The sequence below is a fragment of the Streptomyces boninensis genome (genome assembly GCF_048572725.1).
Classification (GTDB): Bacteria; Actinomycetota; Actinomycetes; order Streptomycetales; family Streptomycetaceae; genus Streptomyces; species Streptomyces boninensis.
The window spans coordinates 6,619,993-6,636,586 of sequence record NZ_CP183837.1 but is presented as its reverse complement, the minus strand read 5'-3'; the positions used below and the strand labels follow the sequence as shown (position 1 = coordinate 6,636,586).

Here is a 16,594-nt window from a genome sequence, read left to right as displayed (position 1 = left end):
TGAGGGTTCAAGTTGCGCCGGGGGTGTGATGCCGGAGATTGGGAGATATGACCAATTCCGAGAACCCGGATGCGGCCCGCCGCGCGCGGGAAGGCATACCGGGCACCCCCAGCGACAGCGACACCCATCTCGTATCCGAGTCCTCGCAGGTCAGCCAAGACCGCAGCGCTCCCCCCGCGGCCGCCGACACGGCCCGTAGCACCGGGCAGGCGCACGCCACCGAGGGCGTGAAGCCGGTCCAGGGGTCGCAGTCGGTGCGGGCGAGCCGCCCGACCGCGGAGGCGGCGCGCGCAAAGTACACCTCGCGTGCCGCCGCCGCATCTCCTCGGGAGACCCGCTACTCGGGCGCCACCCGCGCCCCTGAGCGGCCCGAGACGACGACCACCAGGACGACGACGACCTCGCATGCGGCCGCGGCGCCGCGGCGGGGCTTCAACTGGGCCCTTCCGCTGGCCCTCCTGTTCCTCGCCACCACCGGCATCTTCGCGGGCCTCTTCGCTTCGAAGACCGACGACGGCCCGCTCGGCGCCTCCTCGGTGACGGTCAACGACGACCTGCCGTACCCGACGCAGCAGCGCCAGGCGGTCGCCAAGACGAAGATCAACCCGGCCGACGCCCGCGAGCGCGCCACCGGCCGCTTCGACGGCACCGTGACCGCGCAGAGCCTGGAGACGGACAAGGGCCGGGTGGCCTGGGACGTCGAGGTGCTCGGCGAGAACGGTGAGCTGCACAAGGTCAGCGTCGACCCCGGCAACGGCAAGGTCATCGCCAACCGGGACGTCTCCGACGACGTCAACATCCGCGACCACCGCAACGCGGCGGCCGCCCCGAGCGGCGTCGCCGCGGTGTCGGACCATGTGGCCGACGCCGGCCGGATGCCGACGGAGGTCGTCTACGACGCCGGCCGGAACGCCTTCAACGCCCGGTCGTGGGACGGCGGCAACTCCGTCCAGCAGACCTACAGCGCGGCGACCGGCAGGATGATGCCCCAGACCTGACGCGTCCGCAGCACGCGAGAGGGGCGCCGGATCCGTCACGGACCCGGCGCCCCTTTCGCACGACCGCACGACCACACGACCACAGGACCACAGGACGCGGGCTACTTCTCCCCGGTCAGCCCCTCGACCAGCTCATCCGCCGCCGTATACGCGTCCAGCTCGCCGCCGGCCACCCGCCCCGCAAGCGCCCCGAGCCGCTTGTCGCCGTGCAGATCGGCGATCCGCTCGCGCAGCGCCGTAACGGCGATCGTCTCGACCTCTTGCGCCGCCCGCTTCAGCCGCCGCTCGGCGAGCACGCCGTGCTCCTCCATCCAGGCGCGGTGCTTCTCCAGCGCCTCGACGACCTCGTCGGTGCCCTCGCCGCGGGCGGCGACGGTCTTGACGATCGGCGGCCGCCAGTCGCCCTTGGAGCGGGCCTCGCCGAGGCCGAGCATGTGGTTCAGCTCGCGGGCGGTGGCGTCGGCGCCGTCGCGGTCGGCCTTGTTGACCACGAAGACGTCGCCGATCTCCAGGATCCCGGCCTTGGCGGCCTGGATCCCGTCGCCCATGCCGGGGGCGAGCAGCACGACGGAGGTGTCCGCCTGGGCGGCGATCTCCACCTCGGACTGCCCGACGCCGACGGTCTCGACCAGCACCACGTCGCAGCCGGCCGCGTCGAGGACGCGGATCGCCTGCGGCGCGGACCAGGCGAGGCCGCCGAGGTGGCCGCGGGTGGCCATGGAGCGGATGTACACCCCCGCGTCGGAGGCGTGCTCGCCCATCCGCACCCGGTCGCCGAGCAGCGCCCCGCCGGAGAACGGCGAGCTGGGGTCCACGGCGAGCACGCCGACCCGCTTGCCGCGCTGGCGGTACGCGGTGACCAGGGCGGAGGTCGACGTCGACTTGCCGACGCCGGGCGAGCCGGTGATGCCGATGACGTGCGCGTTCCCGGCGAGCGGCGCGAGGGTGGCCATGACCTCGCGCAGCTCGGGGGCGGCGCCCTCGACGAGGGAGATCAGCCGCGCCACGGCGCGCGGATTGCCCTCGCGGGCCTGCGATACGAGGTGGGCTACGTCCGCCATTGTTCTCCGCTCAGCTCTTTCCGCTGCCGTTCTCCTACGGGCTTCTACGAGCGCGCCGGCACCCGTACGACCAGGGCGTCGCCCTGACCGCCGCCCCCGCACAGGGCGGCCGCGCCCACACCGCCGCCGCGGCGCTTCAGTTCGAGCGCCAGGTGCAGCACCAGCCGGGCACCCGACATACCAATGGGGTGCCCCAACGCGATAGCCCCGCCATTGACGTTCACCTTTTCAGGCGTAACGCCGAGGTCCTTCATCGACTGCACCGCGACCGCCGCGAACGCCTCATTGATCTCGATCAGATCGAGATCCTCCACCCCGATGCCCTCCTTCTTCAGCGCGTGCTGAATGGCATTCGAGGGCTGCGACTGCAGCGAGCTGTCGGGGCCCGCGACATTTCCGTGCGCGCCGATCTCGGCGATCCACTCAAGGCCGAGTTCCTCGGCCTTCGCCTTGCTCATCACGACCACGGCGGCCGCGCCGTCCGAGATCTGCGAGGCGGTCCCGGCCGTAATCGTGCCGTCCTTGCCGAACGCCGGGCGGAGCTTGCCCAGGGACTCCGCCGTCGTCTCCGGACGAATGCCCTCGTCCTTGCTGAACAACACCGCGTCGCCCTTGCGCTGCGGAATCTCCACCGGCGTGATCTCGGCGTCGAAGACGCCGTTCTCGCGCGCCGCGGCCGCCCGCTGGTGCGACAGGGCACCGATCTCGTCCTGCTCGGCGCGGCCGATGCCCAGCCTCGTGTTGTGCGTCTCGGTCGAAGCGCCCATCGGGATCTTCTCCCATGGGTCCGTCAGACCGTCGTACGCCATGGCGTCCAGCATCTCCACCGACCCGTACTTGAAGCCCTCCCGGGACTTCGGCAGCAGGTGCGGGGCGTTGGTCATCGACTCCTGGCCGCCGGCCACCACGACCTCGAACTCGCCGGCCCGGATCAGCTGGTCGGCCAGCGCGATCGAGTCGAGGCCCGACAGGCAGACCTTGTTGACGGTCAGCGCCGGCACGTTCATCGGGATGCCCGCCTTCACGGCGGCCTGCCGCGCCGGGATCTGCCCTGCCCCGGCGGTGAGGACCTGTCCCATGATGACGTACTCGACCTGGTCTCCGCCGATCCCCGCGCGGTCCAGCGCGGCCTTGATGGCGAAGCCGCCGAGATCCGCGCCCGAGAAGGACTTCAGGGAGCCGAGCAGGCGCCCCATGGGCGTCCGGGCTCCTGCGACGATCACTGAGGTGGTGCCAGTCATGCGCGACCCCTTCGGTAAGGAGTGTGAATGAGGGTTAACCTCAGCCTACTGACGGGTTCGGGCGCGGTCACCGGTCGATCGCTGTGACCGTCGGCACGTTGCGTGACCGGCCGTAAGAGCGGTGCACTTGGAACATGCTGACGCGCATCGACCACATCGGTATCGCCTGTCATGACCTCGACGCGACCGTCGAGTTCTACCACCGGACCTACGGGTTCACGGTCTTCCACGAAGAGATCAACGAGGAGCAGGGCGTACGCGAGGCCATGCTCAAGATCAACGAGACGTCGGACGGCGGCGCCTCGTACCTCCAGCTCCTCGAGCCCGTACGGGAAGACTCCCCCGTCGGCAAATGGCTCGCAAAAAACGGCGAGGGGGTGCACCACATCGCCTTCGGCACCGCCGATGTCGACACCGACAGCGAGGCCATCCGTGACAAGGGTGTGCGAGTGCTGTACGAGGAGCCGCGCACCGGTTCGATGGGTTCTCGTATTACCTTCCTGCACCCGAAGGACTGCCACGGCGTGCTCACCGAGCTCGTCACGGCCAAGGATGACGCTTCACACGCGCACTGACCTTCCGCTTCCGCGGCCGGTAGAGTGCAGGGGGCCGTCCCGGCATGGGGCGGCCTGATGATCTGACACCATTCATTGCAGACACCGGGGCACCCCGGCTTTCGATGACCGACCAGGGGACGGATGGGACCGCGCAGTGCGGGGCTACGACCGCTACGGGACTGACCACGGCAGCTACGGCAGCGAGAAGCCTGCCGGTGCGCGCCAGGGCGGTCTCGACGGGCTATCCCGCTTCGAGGCCGAGATCGAGCGGCTGAAGAAGGAGCGGGAAAAGGCCGTTCAGCACGCCGAGGACCTCGGCTATCAGGTCGAGGTGCTACGGGCGAAGCTGCACGAGGCGCGCCGCGGGCTGAGCCAGCGCACCTCCTTCGACAATGTCTCGCACCAGGCCGAGCAGCTGCTCCGCAATGCCCAGCTGCAGGCCGACCAGATGCGCACCGACGCCGAGCGCGAGGTCCGCGAGGCCCGCGCCCAGGCCCAGCGGCTGCTGCAGGAGCAGGCCGAGCGGCAGGCCCGCATGGAGGCCGACCTGCACGCCGAGGCGATCGCCCGGCGGCAGCGGCTCGACCAGGAGCTCACCGAGCGCCGCACCAGTGTCGAGACGCATGTCAACGAGAACGTCTCCTGGGCCGAGCAGCTCCGCACCCGCACCGAGGCCCAGGCCCGGCGGCTCATGGACGAGTCCCGGGGCGAGGCCGAGCAGGCCGTCGCCAATGCCAGGGCCGAGGCCCAGCGGATCACCGAGCAGGCCCGCCAGCGCGCCGGCTCCGACGCCGAGGCCGCCCGCACCGAGGCCGAGGAGATCCTGCGCCGGGCCCGCGCGGACGCCGAGCGGCTGCTGCAGAGCGCCTCCAGCCAGGCCGCCGAGGCCACCACCCACGCCGAGCAGCTGCGCTCCACCACCGCGAGCGAGTCCGAGGAGGCCCGCCAGAAGGCCCTTGAGGCGCAGCGGCAGGCGGAGCAGCGGATGGCCGACGCCGAGGCCAAGCTCCGCGAAGCCCGTACGGAAGCGGACCGGCTCGTCGCGCAGGCCGCCGAGCAGGCCGGGAAGAAGGTCGCCGACGCCGAGGCCGGCGCCGACCAGCGGATGGCCACCACCCGCAGCCAGACCGCCCGGCTGGTCGCCGAGGCCACCAAGGACGCCGAGAAGATCAAGGCGGAGGCCGAGCAGGCCCTCGCCGACGCCCGCGCGCGCGGCGAGGCGCTGGTCGCCGAGGCCGAGGAGACGGCCCGTACGAAGTCGGCCGAGGAGAGCGCCAACCAGGTCGCCAAGGCCGCGAAGACCGCCGAGGACGTCCTCGCCAAGGCGTCCGCCGACGCCAAGGCCACCATCGACAAGGCCGCCAAGGAAGCGGAGAAGATCCGCACCGAGGCCGGCGCCGAGGCCGAGCGGCGGCAGAACGAGGCCCTGGAAGCGGCCGAGCAGCTCAAGGGCGCCGCCAAGGACGACACCGCCGCCTTCCGGGCGAAGACCAAGGAGCTGCAGGACGAGGCCGGGCGGCTGCGCTCGGAGGCCGAGCAGCTGCGCGCCGACGCCGTCGCCGAGGGCGAGCGGATCCGCGGCGAGGCCCGCCGCGAAGCGGTATCCAAGATCGAGGAGGCGGCGTCCTCCGCCGAGGAGCTCCTCGCCAAGGCCGGCGCCGACGCCGAGGAGCTGCGCGAGACCGCGGCCGCCGAGGGCGAGCGGGTGCGCGGCGAGGCCATCGAGCGGGCCACCGGGCTGCGCAAGCAGGCCGACGAGACGCTGGAGAAGGCCGGTACCGAGGCGACGGAGCTGCGCGAGCAGGCCGAGGCCGAGGCCGGGCGGATCACAGCGGCGGCCGAGGAGGCCGCCGGCAAGACCCGCGCCGACGCCGAAGCCGCCATGGAGACCAAGCGGCGGGAGATGAGCGAGGAGCTCACCCGGCTGCACGGCGAGGCCGAGAAGCGGATCACCGCCGCCGAGGAGTCCCTCGCCGACGCCCGCGCCGAGGCCGAGCGGATCCGCCGCGAGGCCGCCGAGGAGACCGACCGGCTGCGCGCCGAGGCCGCCGACCGGCTCCGTACGCTCCAGGGACAGGCCGAGGACGAGGCCACGCGGATGCGTACCGAGGCGCAGGCCGCCGCGGCCGCCGCCCGCGCCGAGGCCGAGTCCGCCGCCGTACGCCTCCACGCCGACGCCACCGAAGAGGCCGAGCGGCTGCGCGCCGAGGCGCAGGAGACCGCCGACCGGATCCGCGGCGATGCCGCCTCCGCCGCCGAGCGGCAGGCCGCCGAGGCCGCCGAGGCCCTCAAGGCCGCCCAGGAAGAGGCGATCCGGCGCCGCCGCGAGGCCGAGGAGCTGCTGTCCTCCGCCCGCCAGGACTCCGACCGCGAGCGCGGCCAGGCCCGCGAGCAGAGCGACGAGCTGCTGGCCACCGCCCGTAAGCGGGTCGAGGAGGCGCAGGCCGAGGCCGCGCGGCTGCTGCAGGACGCCGAGCGCCGCTCCCGCGACCTGGTCGGCGCCGCCGAGGCCACCGCCCAGCAGGTGCGGGAATCCGTCAAGGATCTGCACGAGCAGGCCGAGGAGGAGATCTCCGGCCTGCGCTCCGCCGCCGAGCACTACGCCGCCACGCTCCGCCGCGAGACCAAGGACGAGACGGACGCCGCGAAGTCGCTCGCCGAGCAGACCGTCTCCGACGCGATCGCCGAGTCCGAGCGGATGCGCGGCGAGGCCGAGCAGACCCTCGACTCCTCCCGCGAGGACGCCGCCTCGCGCCGCCGCGAGGCCGCCGAACAGGCCGACAAGCTGGTGGAGAAGGCCCAGGCCGAGGCGCTGCGCGCGGCCGCCGCCGCCGAGGAGCAGGCGGACAAGATGGTCGCCGCCGCCCGCCGCGAGTCCGAGCGGCTGCTCGGCTCGGCCACCGCGGAGTCCAACGAGCTGGTGGAGAAGTCCCGTACGGACGCCGACACCATGCTCACCGAGGCCCGCCGCGACGCCACCGCCATCCGCGAGCGCGCCGAGGAGCTCCGCTCGCGCACCGACGCCGAGATCGAGGAGCTGCACGAGCGCGCCCGGCGCGAGACCGCGGAGGCGGTACGGGCCGCGGGCGAGCGCGTCGACAAGCTGGTCGCCGCGGCGAACGAGCAGCTCACCGAGGCCGAGGCGAAGGCCAAGGCGATCGTCACGGACGCCAACGGCGAGGCCGGCAAGGTCCGTATCGCCGCGGTGAAGAAGGCCGAAACGCTGCTGAACGACGCCGAGAAGAAGCAGACCGAGGCCTACGACGAAGCCGAGCGCATGAAGATCGAGGCGAAGAACGAGGCGAAGCGGATCGTCGACGAGGGCCGGCGCGAGCTCGACACCCTCACCCGCAGACGCGAGGACATCAACGCCGAGATCTCGCGCGTGCAGGATGTCCTGGAGGCGCTCGAATCCTTCGAGTCACCGCCCGCCGGGGGTGGCAAATCAGCCACCGGCGGCGCGGGCGGAGGCGACCCCTCCGTTGAACCGAATGGCGTCAAGGCGGGCGCAGGTGCAGGGGTGACACGATCGAGTGGCAAGCCGTCTCGTGGCTAGCCACTCGAAAGAAGGGTCATTCTCCAGATCAAACCTGAATTGACGCTTCGACACTCCGCGCGCCCCCCTAAGATTCCCTCTATCACCTCACCCGGTCTCTTTCGACAGGAACCCCATGAGCGACACTTCCTCCCCCTTCGGCTTCGAGCTCGTGCGGCGCGGATACGACCGCGAACAGGTGAACGAGCGCATCACGAAGCTCGTCGCCGATCGCGACAGCGCGCTCGCGCGCATCACCGCCCTTGAGAAGCGCATCGAGGAGTTGCACCTCGAGACGCAGAACGCACAGGCACAGGTAAACGAGGCCGAGCCGTCGTACGCGGGGCTCGGCGCGCGGGTTGAGAAGATCCTCCGCCTCGCCGAGGAGGAGGCCAAGGACCTGCGCGAGGAGGCCCGCCGGGCCGCCGAGCAGCACCGCGAGCTTGCCGAGTCCGCCGCCCAGCAGGTGCGCAATGACGCCGAGGCCTTCGCCGCCGAGCGCAAGTCCAAGGCCGAGGACGAGGGCGCCCGGATCGTCGAGAAGGCGAAGGGCGAGGCCGGCGCGCTGCGCGCCGAGGCCCAGAAGGACGCCCAATCCAAGCGCGAGGAGGCGGACAGCCTCTTCGAGGACACCCGCGCCAAGGCCGCGCAGGCCGCCGCCGACTTCGAGACCAACCTCGCCAAGCGCCGCGAGCAGTCCGAGCGCGACCTCGCCAACCGGCAGGCCAAGGCCGAGAAGCGGCTCGCCGAGATCGAGCACCGCGCCGAGCAGCTCCGCCTCGAGGCCGAGAAGCTGCGTACCGACGCCGAGCGCCGCGCCCGCCAGACGGTGGAGACCGCGCAGCGCCAGGCCGAGGACATCGTGGCCGACGCCAACGCCAAGGCCGACCGGATCCGCAGCGAATCCGAGCGCGAGCTGGCCGCCCTCACCAACCGCCGCGACTCCATCAACGCCCAGCTCACCAACGTCCGCGAGATGCTGGCCACGCTGACGGGCGCCGCTGTCGCTGCCCAGGCGAACCCGGAGGCCGCGGACGGCGCGGCGACGGTGCCGGCGCAGCAGAGCGGCAACTGACAGCTGAAACTTCAGTGACGAAACGGCCCTCGTGTCCCCGTACGGGATGCGAGGGCCGTTCCGTACACATAGGGTCTTCACATGATCGAGGTCGAAGGGCTCACCAAGCGGTACGGGCAGAAAGTTGCAGTCGATAACCTGTCATTCCAGGTGGAGCCAGGCCATGTGACCGGCTTCCTCGGCCCGAACGGCGCGGGCAAGTCCACCACGATGCGGATGATGCTCGACCTCGACAACCCCACCGCGGGCCACGTCAGAATCGACGGCCGGCGCTACCGCGAGCTCGCCGAGCCGCTCAAATACATGGGCGCGCTGCTCGACGCCAAGGCCTTCCACGGCGGCCGCAGCGCGTACAACAACCTCCTCTGCTACGCCCAGGCCAACCGCATCCCGACTCGCCGCGTCGACGAGGTCCTCGACGTCGTCGGCCTGACGGCGGTCGCCAAGAAGAAGTCCAAGGGCTTCTCACTCGGCATGGGCCAGCGCCTCGGCATCGCCTTCGCGCTGCTCGGCGACCCGCGGATCCTGATGTTCGACGAGCCGGTCAACGGGCTCGACCCCGAGGGCATCCACTGGATCCGTAATCTGATGAAGAACCTGGCGGCCCAGGGCCGCACGGTCTTCGTGTCGTCGCACCTGATGAGCGAGATGGCGCTGACGGCGGACCATCTGATCGTGATCGGGCAGGGCAAGCTGCTGGCGGATACGTCGATGTCCGACTTCATCGCGGCGAATTCGCGATCGTACGTGCGGGTGCGCAGCCCGCAGCAGGAGCAGCTGCGGGATGTCTTCCAGCGGAACGGCGTGACGGCGGTCGAGGTCGGCGACGGATCTTTCGAGATCGACGGGGCCGGGGCGGCGAAGGGGATCGGCGAGCTGGCGGCGCAGCATCAGATCACGCTGCATGAGCTCAGCCCGCAGCAGGCTTCGCTGGAGGAAGCGTTTATGCAGATGACGGCGGGTGCGGTGGAGTATCACGCGCATGGGATGCCGGGGGCGCCTGGGGCGCCGCAGCAGATGCCGCCTGGCATGGCGCCGGGGATGCCGCCCGGTGCGATGCCGCCTGGTGCGATGCCGCCCGGTGCGGCTCCGCCGCCGCCTCCTCCGCAGCAGCAGTGGGGCGCCGGGTGGGGCCCGGGTCAAGGCGGCCAGGGCCAGGGAAAGGGCTGAACGACGATGGCATCCATCCCCGCGGTCCTGAAGTCCGAGTGGACCAAGATCCGTACGGTGTCCTCCACGACGTGGACGCTGGCCACCGCGCTGCTCGTCACCGTGGCGCTGAGCGCGGCGCTCTCGGCGCTGATGAAGTCGACCTTCGATGACCTCAGCACGACGGAGAAGGCGACCTTCGACCCGACGTTCATCAGCTTCTCCGGGATGATGCTGGGGCAGCTGGCGATGATCGTCTTCGGCGTGCTGGTGGTGGGCACGGAGTACAGCTCCGGCTCGATCCGCTCGTCGCTGTCGTCGGTGCCGCAGCGCGGTACGTTCCTCTTCAGCAAGATCGCTGTGGCCACGGCGCTGGCGCTGGTCGTCGGCATGGCGACGACCTTCCTGTCCTTCTTCCTCGGTCAGGCGCTGCTGGGGTCCGAGCTGCGGACGTCGATCGGCGAGGACAATGTGCTGCGCGCGGTGGTCGGCGGCGGTCTGTACATGGCGCTGATCGCGCTCTTCTCGATGGGCGTCGCCACGATGCTGCGCAGCTCGATGCTGTCCCTCGGCATCCTGATGCCCTTCTTCTTCCTGATCTCGCAGATCCTGTCGGCGGTGCCGGGCGCGAAGAAGGTCGCCCGCTACTTCCCCGACCAGGCCGGCTCCAAAATCATGCAGGTAGTCCCAGACGCAATGGGCTCCGACAAGGCCCCGTACGGCCCCTGGGGCGGCCTGGGCATCATGCTCCTCTGGGTCGCGGCCGCCTTGCTCGGCGGCTTCCTGGTCCTGAAAAACCGCGACGCCTAACCCCTGCGCCACTACGCTCGCGCTGCGACGCGCCAGCTCTTCCCACCCACCCGCCCGTTCCTGTCGCTCACAGCAACGGGCGGGTGGGTGCAGCCCGACGCACAGCGCCAAAGCCCACCGCAGCTACGCTCGGCTCACGCTGCGGCGCGGCTTGAGCGGGCGCGTGCGGCTTCCGCTGCGGCGCGTCAGCTCTTTCCACCCGCCCGCCCGTTCCTGTCGCTCACAGCAACGGGCGGGTGGGTGCAGCCCGACGCGCAACGCCCAAGCCCGCCGTCCGGTGCGCGCGGCTCACGCTGCGGCGCGGCTTGAGCGGGCGCGTGCGGCTCACGCTGCGGCACGCCAGCTCTGCCCATCCACCCGCCCGTTCCTGTCGCTCACAGCAACGGGCGGGCGGGTGGGTACAGCCCGGCGCGCAGCGCCAAAGCCCGCCGCAGGCGAACAGCCCCAGCGCGCAGCGTCGAAAGCCCGCCGCAGGCGTGCCCTTACCCGCCCGCAGGCGGTCCCCAGGCCCGGCCGCAGGCCGAAGGCGCCCGGTCTCACGCCATCAATATCGCGGCGCCCGCCCCGGCCGAGGGGATCGCGCGCCCCTGCGCTCTCGCGCACGCCAACACGCCGTGTGCCAGTGGCGGCGGTCGTCCGCGCCCGCGTGCTCAGGCCACGCAACCACGTGCGGCGTGCCGCCCGCGACCTCCTGGTCGCAGCCGGGGCAGCGGTAGCTCTTGCCGCCGGGACCGCCGGGACCGCCGGCACCCCCGCTCCCTCCCACCGACCTGACCAGCCAGTCCTCACCCTGCCAGGACTCCCGCCGCTCAGCGTACGAGCGAGGCGTGAATCCCCGCCCCTCACCGCCACCCGCGGCATTGTTTCGTCGGGGAGACATGCGGTACCCGGCCTTCCTTCGCGTTCAGTGGGGCCACCTGGCCCTTACCAGCCTAAGCGTCCCCTGTCATAAGCTCCGGGCAAGCCGTGATCTGCAGCACCGCACTCCGCCAGAATCAGCAGCACATCGCCGTCCGCGCCCGTGCCCTTGGCACGTGCCGGTCGTTAATGCCTACGGGGGCATCACCGGACCACCGGACGATATGACCGAACTGGGGGAAAAGGATGCGAGTAGGGGCCTTCATCCTCGGCGCACAGTTCCCGGGGCAGGGGCAGGCCGAAGCGCTGCACCGCGCCGTCCGCAGCGCCGAGACCGCCGAGTTGGCCGGGCTCGACGCCGTGTGGCTCGCCGAGCATCACTTCGTCCCGTACGGCACCTGCCCGTCCGCCGTCACCCTCGCCGGCTATCTCCTGGGCCGCACCCGTCACATCGGCGTCGGCACCGCAGTGAGCGTGTTGCCTACCCAGCACCCGGTCGCCCTCGGCGAGCAGGCCGCGCTGCTGCACATCACATCGGGCGGCCGCTTCACCCTCGGGGTCGGCCGCGGCGGGCCCTGGGTCGACCTGGAGGTCTTCGGCGGTGGCATCGAGGCGTACGAGAAGGGCTTTCCCGAGTCGCTGGAGCTGCTGCTGCGCTGGCTGCGCGAGCCGCGCGTGGGCGCCGACGGGGAGCGGTACAGGTTCCGTGAAGTCGCCGTCGTGCCGCGGGCGGACGACGCCATAGGGGCCGAGCCGGGGCCGCCGGTCATCGTCGCCTGCACCTCCCCCGGGTCCGTAAAGCTGGCTGCCGAGCGCGGGCTGCCGATGCTGCTCGGGATGCACTGCGGGGATGAGGAGAAGGCCGAGATGGTCGCGCTCTGGCGGCGCACGGCCCTGGCGGCCGGTGTCCACCCGGAGGCCGTGGAAGATGCCCCGCATGTGTCCGCCGGCGTCGCGCAGATCGCGGACCGCCGCAGGGACGCCGTCGAGGCGCTGATGAAGGCGATGCCGGGCTGGCTGCGTACGGGACTCGGGGCGCATGTCACGGTCGACGGCAGGCAGCGCACGATGCGGGATCCCTATGCCTATACGGAGCTGCTGACCCAGCTGCATGCGGTCGGGCCGCCGCGGTTGGCGGCCGACCGGCTCGCGGCCACGGCCGAGCGGACGGGCATCACGCGCTTCGCGCTGCTGGTCGAGGGTTCCGGAGATCTGGATGCCACGGAGCACAATGTCGCGCGGCTCGGTGCTGAGGTGCTGCCGCTCCTCGACAGCAGAAGCCCCATAAGGGTGGGGATGGCTTGAGTTGCGAGACGGCGGCTGGAGCGGCAGCGGATGCACCACAGGTGTTACGGGTGGCGCCTATTGGGCCGGATCAGCAGTCACGCAGCTCCGGCGACTGGTTGAGCAGTTGATTGCGCGCCGAAGTGAAGCGTGCGAGCGTCTCGTCGACCGTGGGGTCGAGCGGGAAGACCGCCACTCGGTGGCAATTCTGGAAGGCAAGGCGCACGCCGAAGTGGCGCTGGAGCGCGCCGCGAATTGCGTCGCTCGCCAGTGCCCGGAGCAGCTGACCTCGTGCCTGCTCGTCCGGCGGCGGCACCTGATTGTCAGCGAACTCCCCGCCGTCCACCTTCAGCTGGGCGACCAGCGAGCTGATCATTTCCCAGGCGTACGGCAGTGAGGTCCGGACGCAGTCGACGAATTCTGCTTCGTCGACCTCGCCTCGCTCGGCCTGGTCGAGCAGCGCCGGTGAGACGTCCAGCGACATGATTTTCTCCTCTCGCGGCTCCGGGCAGGGACCCGGCTCCGGAGCCTCGTGGACAGGACAAGCGGACGCCACGGACAGTGAACGTCTGGCGACCGCCTGCTTCCACGGTAAGGGGGCGGATGCGACCCCACCACCAGAATGGGCATAAGACCGGCCACTGGTAACGTGGCCGACCATGCGCCTCGTGATCGCCCGCTGCTCCGTCGACTACGCCGGACGCCTCACCGCCCATCTCGCCTCTGCCCCACGCTTGATCCTGGTGAAGGCCGACGGCAGCGTTTCCATTCACGCCGACGATCGGGCCTATAAGCCCCTCAACTGGATGTCTCCGCCTTGCACCTTGAAAGAGGGGCAAAAGGACGGCGTCGATGTCTGGACGGTGGTGAACAAGGCTGGCGAGAAATTGATCATCACGCTCGAGGAAGTCCTGCACGATTCCTCGCATGAGCTCGGAGTGGACCCGGGTCTGGTGAAGGACGGCGTGGAGGCGCATCTGCAGGAGCTGCTCGCCGACCGGATGGAGACGCTCGGGGAGGGCTGGTCGCTCATCCGCCGCGAATACCCCACGGCGATCGGGCCCGTTGACATCCTCGGCCGGAACGCGGACGGCAAGACGGTGGCCGTGGAGATCAAGCGGCGGGGTGAGATCGACGGCGTCGAGCAGCTGACGCGCTATCTGGAGCTGCTGAACCGGGATCCCCATCTGGCCCCGGTGCAGGGCGTGTTCGCGGCGCAGGAGATCAAGCCGCAGGCGCGGGTGCTGGCGGAGGACCGGGGGATACAGTGCGCGGTGCTGGATTATGACGCGCTTCGGGGGATTGACGACGAGAAGCTGCGGTTGTTCTAGGGCGGCTTGAGCCCCCCACCCACCCGCCCGTTGCTGTCGCGCGACGGGCGGGCTCGTGTGCGGGGGCCGGGTGCGGGGTGGGGGTACGTCCTCACGCGGCACCGACACCTTCGGCTGGCACGTGCTGCTCAGCCCCGCGCTGCGGGCGCACCCCCACCCCGCACCCTCTTTGCGCTGCCGGGCGGCGGTTCCGTTGCCGGAGACAGCAACGGGTCGGTGGGTGGGGGCTGCCCGCCCGCTTGCGTGGGTCAGGGCGTAGTGCCGCCGGTGGTGGTCCCCTCCGTGGTGGTGCCGGTGGTCGCGCCGCCGTCGGCCGTGCCGCCATCGGCGGTTCCGCCATCGGCCGTGCCGCCGTCCGTCGTCCCGCCGTCGGTGGTACCGCCGTTGGACGGGTCGCCCGTCGTCGGATCGCCGGTGGTCGGCCCGCCCGTGGTGGGCCCCCCGGTCGTCGGGCCGCCCGTCGTCGGGCCGCCCGTCGTCCCGCCCGTCGTACCGCCCGCGTCCGAGCCGCCGGTCGAGCCGTCTGTCGTCGTGCCACCCTCGGACTCGCTCTCCGACGGGTCGTCGCTCGGGGACTCGGAGTCGTCGTCCGAGGTGCTCGGCGACGCCGATGGTGAGTCTGTCGAGACGCCCGGCTGCGAGCTGTCCCGAGCCGGCGAGCCCCGCTCCGCCGATTCCTCGGGCGGCAGGCCCGACTCGCCCTCCTCCGAGGCGGACTTCTCCACCTGGACCTGGCCGGAGGGCTTGTTGGGCTCCTCGCCGCCGATGGCGCTGATCGTGATGGCGGTGCCCAGCGCGGCGACCGCCAGCGCGCCCGCGGCGGCCGCGATGAGGTTTTTGCGGGTGCCCCGCACGGCGCTGTGGGAGGCCGGCTCGGCAGGGGCGCCGTAGGCGGGCTCGTAGGCGGCGGGCTCGTACTCAGCCGGCTCGTACGCCTCGGATGCCTTCCCCAGCAGGACCGTCGGTCCCTCGGGTACGGGCGGCGGCTCCTCCTCGCGCCCCGCCCCAGGCGTAGTCGCGGCGGCCGCCAGGGCCTCCAGGTCGTCGCCGGGTCCCGGCAGCCCGGGGAGTTCGAAGCCGCCGCGGTCCGCGACCAGCGCCAGCGCGCGCCGGCCGACGAGCTCGCCGCCGCGGTCGGCGATGGTGCCGCGCAGCGCCACGGACGCCTCCAGCTCGGCGAGGGCGCGGTCGAGTCGCCCGGTGCACAGCGCGTGGATGCCGAGCTCGTGGTGGAAGTACGCCTCCTGGCCGACCTCGCCGGCCAGCCGCGCGGCCTGCTGGCCGAGGCGCAGCGCCCGTTCCCAGGACGTCCACACCTGCGCGGCGGCGAAGGCCGGCGCGGCGGTACGGGCCAGCAGCACGGCCGCCGCGGCGTGCCCCGGGGCGGGGCTGGCGGCCAGCGCCTCCAGCGCGGCGAGGATCGCGTCCGCCTCCGCGGCGATACGGGCCGGGGTGACGGACGCGTGCCCCGCCCACCAGGCGTAGTGCTGGGCGGCGGTGAGCACCGGCGGGTCCGTGCCCTCGGGGGTCTGCGCGTAACCCGCCTGCGCCAGTTGCTCGGTGACGCCGGCCGGCAGCCCGTACCGGCCGCCCACGACCGTGGTCAGGCCGAGCGCGACGAGCTCGGCGAGGGCGGTGTCGGCGTGCTGGTCGCCGGCGAGCGCGGGCAGGTGGGCGGGGTGCGGGCAGACGCCGCCGAGCGCGACGGCGAAGCGCAGGGTGGCCCGCGCGTGGCCGCTCGCCCGGGAGGCGAGCAGCTCCGCGGGAGCGGCGCTGACGGCGAGGGTGGGCAGCGGGCCCGACGGATCCTCGCCGCCGGCCTCCTCGGCCGCCGCGCGCAGCCCGTCGCGCTGCCGCAGCACCGCGCCGGCCTGTACGAACCGCAGCGGGAGCCCCTCCGACTCGAACCACACGTCGGACGCCCAGGTGCTCTCCTCGTCCGTCAGCGGCCGCTGCGCGGCGGCCGACAGCAGCTTGAGGGCGGCGGGGTGGCCGAGCCCGGTGAGGAAGACCTCCTCCACGTACGCGGCCGTTGACGGTGCCGGGGTCTGCGGCAGGGCGGAGATCAGGAAGGCGCACTCGGGCGTCGCGGCGAGCAGCTCGTCGAGTCCGACGCCGCCGAACTCGAGGTCGTCGACCACCACGACCGCGCCGATCTCCTGCAGCAGCGCGAGCAGTTGCGGCCGGTCGGGGCGCAGCCCGGTGGTGTCGAAGACGGCGGCGTAGAGCTCGTACAGGATGTCGCCGGGGCTGCGGCGGTGGCCGCTGAGGCGGATGACGCCGTCCGGGGCCAGGTCGGCGCAGTCCGCGGCGACGGTGTCGAGGAGGGTCGTACGGCCGGAGCCCGCGGGACCGGTGACGCGCACGGAACGGCCGCGGGCGAGCAGCCGGACCAGGCGGTCGCGCTCGTCGTCGCGGTCGAGGACGGGGAGTACGGGCCGTGCGGGGCCCGGCGGCGGCGCCGGGACGGCCGGGTGGGCGGCAGCACCTGCGTCGGTGTGCCGCTCGGGGCTGGTGGGGCGTTCCCCGGGGTGCAGGGCCTCCACCATGCTGCCGTCAACGGGGTTGACGGTGACGCGGTATTCACCCGCGACGAGCTGGACGGCTCGCGCCGCACCTGCGCTGTGCGCTGCAGGCCGGCGCCGGTTTATCGGGTCCATCGCTTGTCCCCCCACTGGCTTCGCGCCAGAACCCT

13 protein-coding genes are annotated in these 16,594 nt (G+C 72.1%); 8 read left to right on the top strand and 5 right to left on the bottom strand.

Features of this window, described 5'->3' with window-relative positions:
• Positions 1–47 precede the first annotated feature (47 nt).
• Positions 48–998, top strand: coding sequence for a PepSY domain-containing protein (locus ACNNMR_RS30515; protein ID WP_419997899.1), 951 nt, complete (start codon positions 48–50; stop codon positions 996–998).
• Positions 999–1,099: 101 nt separating this feature from the next.
• On the opposite strand, the gene meaB is transcribed toward ACNNMR_RS30515, so the two are convergent.
• Together meaB and ACNNMR_RS30505 are read right to left on the bottom strand one after the other, a co-directional pair.
• Positions 1,100–2,059 carry a methylmalonyl Co-A mutase-associated GTPase MeaB gene (meaB, locus tag ACNNMR_RS30510; protein ID WP_419997898.1) on the bottom strand — a complete coding sequence of 320 codons (960 nt, stop codon included), beginning with the start codon at positions 2,057–2,059 and terminating at the stop codon, positions 1,100–1,102.
• Positions 2,060–2,103: 44 nt separating this feature from the next.
• A complete protein-coding gene (locus ACNNMR_RS30505; RefSeq protein ID WP_419997897.1) occupies positions 2,104–3,300 on the bottom strand; it encodes an acetyl-CoA C-acetyltransferase in 1,197 nt (398 codons plus the stop codon).
• Positions 3,301–3,434: 134 nt separating this feature from the next.
• Between ACNNMR_RS30505 and mce the strand changes: the two genes are divergently transcribed.
• The 5 genes from mce to ACNNMR_RS30480 all read left to right on the top strand — a co-directional run bounded on the left by mce (position 3,435) and on the right by ACNNMR_RS30480 (position 10,426).
• Positions 3,435–3,875: a methylmalonyl-CoA epimerase gene (gene mce, locus ACNNMR_RS30500; RefSeq protein WP_419997896.1), complete on the top strand. Its 441-nt coding sequence runs from the start codon at positions 3,435–3,437 to the stop codon at positions 3,873–3,875.
• A gap of 136 nt (positions 3,876–4,011) precedes the next feature.
• Positions 4,012–7,413, top strand: coding sequence for a polarized growth protein Scy (gene scy / locus ACNNMR_RS30495; protein ID WP_419997895.1), 3,402 nt, complete (start codon positions 4,012–4,014; stop codon positions 7,411–7,413).
• A gap of 115 nt (positions 7,414–7,528) precedes the next feature.
• On the top strand, positions 7,529–8,467 hold the full coding sequence (locus tag ACNNMR_RS30490; RefSeq protein ID WP_419997894.1) for a cellulose-binding protein: 939 nt from the start codon (positions 7,529–7,531) through the stop codon (positions 8,465–8,467).
• A gap of 81 nt (positions 8,468–8,548) precedes the next feature.
• Positions 8,549–9,637 (top strand): ABC transporter ATP-binding protein, encoded by a 1,089-nt coding sequence (locus ACNNMR_RS30485; protein WP_419997893.1) that lies wholly within the window; start codon positions 8,549–8,551, stop codon positions 9,635–9,637.
• Between the two features lie 6 nt (positions 9,638–9,643).
• Positions 9,644–10,426 (top strand): ABC transporter permease, encoded by a 783-nt coding sequence (locus tag ACNNMR_RS30480; RefSeq protein ID WP_419997892.1) that lies wholly within the window; start codon positions 9,644–9,646, stop codon positions 10,424–10,426.
• Positions 10,427–10,970: 544 nt separating this feature from the next.
• On the opposite strand, the gene ACNNMR_RS30475 is transcribed toward ACNNMR_RS30480, so the two are convergent.
• Entirely contained in the window at positions 10,971–11,306 is a 336-nt protein-coding gene (locus ACNNMR_RS30475) for an ATP/GTP-binding protein (protein ID WP_419997891.1), read from the bottom strand.
• A 224-nt stretch (positions 11,307–11,530) separates the two neighbouring features.
• Here ACNNMR_RS30475 and ACNNMR_RS30470 point away from each other — a divergent pair, with 224 nt between their 5' ends.
• The gene (locus tag ACNNMR_RS30470; RefSeq protein ID WP_419997890.1) at positions 11,531–12,589 is read left to right on the top strand and encodes an LLM class flavin-dependent oxidoreductase; all 1,059 of its coding nucleotides are present in this window, start codon (positions 11,531–11,533) and stop codon (positions 12,587–12,589) included.
• 70 nt (positions 12,590–12,659) lie between these two features.
• On the opposite strand, the gene ACNNMR_RS30465 is transcribed toward ACNNMR_RS30470, so the two are convergent.
• Complete coding sequence (locus tag ACNNMR_RS30465; protein ID WP_419997889.1) at positions 12,660–13,052, bottom strand: SCO5389 family protein; 393 nt, start codon at positions 13,050–13,052, stop codon at positions 12,660–12,662.
• 175 nt (positions 13,053–13,227) lie between these two features.
• On the opposite strand from ACNNMR_RS30465, the gene nucS reads away from it, so the two are divergent.
• On the top strand, positions 13,228–13,899 hold the full coding sequence (gene nucS, locus ACNNMR_RS30460) for an endonuclease NucS (protein ID WP_419997888.1): 672 nt from the start codon (positions 13,228–13,230) through the stop codon (positions 13,897–13,899).
• Between the two features lie 248 nt (positions 13,900–14,147).
• Here the strand turns inward: nucS and ACNNMR_RS30455 are convergent, their stop codons facing one another.
• On the bottom strand, positions 14,148–16,559 hold the full coding sequence (locus tag ACNNMR_RS30455) for an ATP-binding protein (protein WP_419997887.1): 2,412 nt from the start codon (positions 16,557–16,559) through the stop codon (positions 14,148–14,150).
• Positions 16,560–16,594: the final 35 nt, after the last annotated feature.

Excerpts from the sequence above, each read along its gene's own strand:
- ACNNMR_RS30515 (WP_419997899.1), top strand. The coding sequence starts at position 48 with ATGACCAATTCCGAGAACCCGGATGCGGCCCGCCGCGCGCGGGAAGGC.
- meaB (WP_419997898.1), bottom strand. The coding sequence starts at position 2,059 with ATGGCGGACGTAGCCCACCTCGTATCGCAGGCCCGCGAGGGCAATCCG.
- ACNNMR_RS30505 (WP_419997897.1), bottom strand. The coding sequence starts at position 3,300 with ATGACTGGCACCACCTCAGTGATCGTCGCAGGAGCCCGGACGCCCATG.
- mce (WP_419997896.1), top strand. The coding sequence starts at position 3,435 with ATGCTGACGCGCATCGACCACATCGGTATCGCCTGTCATGACCTCGAC.
- ACNNMR_RS30490 (WP_419997894.1), top strand. The coding sequence starts at position 7,529 with ATGAGCGACACTTCCTCCCCCTTCGGCTTCGAGCTCGTGCGGCGCGGA.
- ACNNMR_RS30485 (WP_419997893.1), top strand. The coding sequence starts at position 8,549 with ATGATCGAGGTCGAAGGGCTCACCAAGCGGTACGGGCAGAAAGTTGCA.
- ACNNMR_RS30480 (WP_419997892.1), top strand. The coding sequence starts at position 9,644 with ATGGCATCCATCCCCGCGGTCCTGAAGTCCGAGTGGACCAAGATCCGT.
- ACNNMR_RS30475 (WP_419997891.1), bottom strand. The coding sequence starts at position 11,306 with ATGTCTCCCCGACGAAACAATGCCGCGGGTGGCGGTGAGGGGCGGGGA.
- ACNNMR_RS30470 (WP_419997890.1), top strand. The coding sequence starts at position 11,531 with ATGCGAGTAGGGGCCTTCATCCTCGGCGCACAGTTCCCGGGGCAGGGG.
- ACNNMR_RS30465 (WP_419997889.1), bottom strand. The coding sequence starts at position 13,052 with ATGTCGCTGGACGTCTCACCGGCGCTGCTCGACCAGGCCGAGCGAGGC.
- nucS (WP_419997888.1), top strand. The coding sequence starts at position 13,228 with ATGCGCCTCGTGATCGCCCGCTGCTCCGTCGACTACGCCGGACGCCTC.
- ACNNMR_RS30455 (WP_419997887.1), bottom strand. The coding sequence starts at position 16,559 with ATGGACCCGATAAACCGGCGCCGGCCTGCAGCGCACAGCGCAGGTGCG.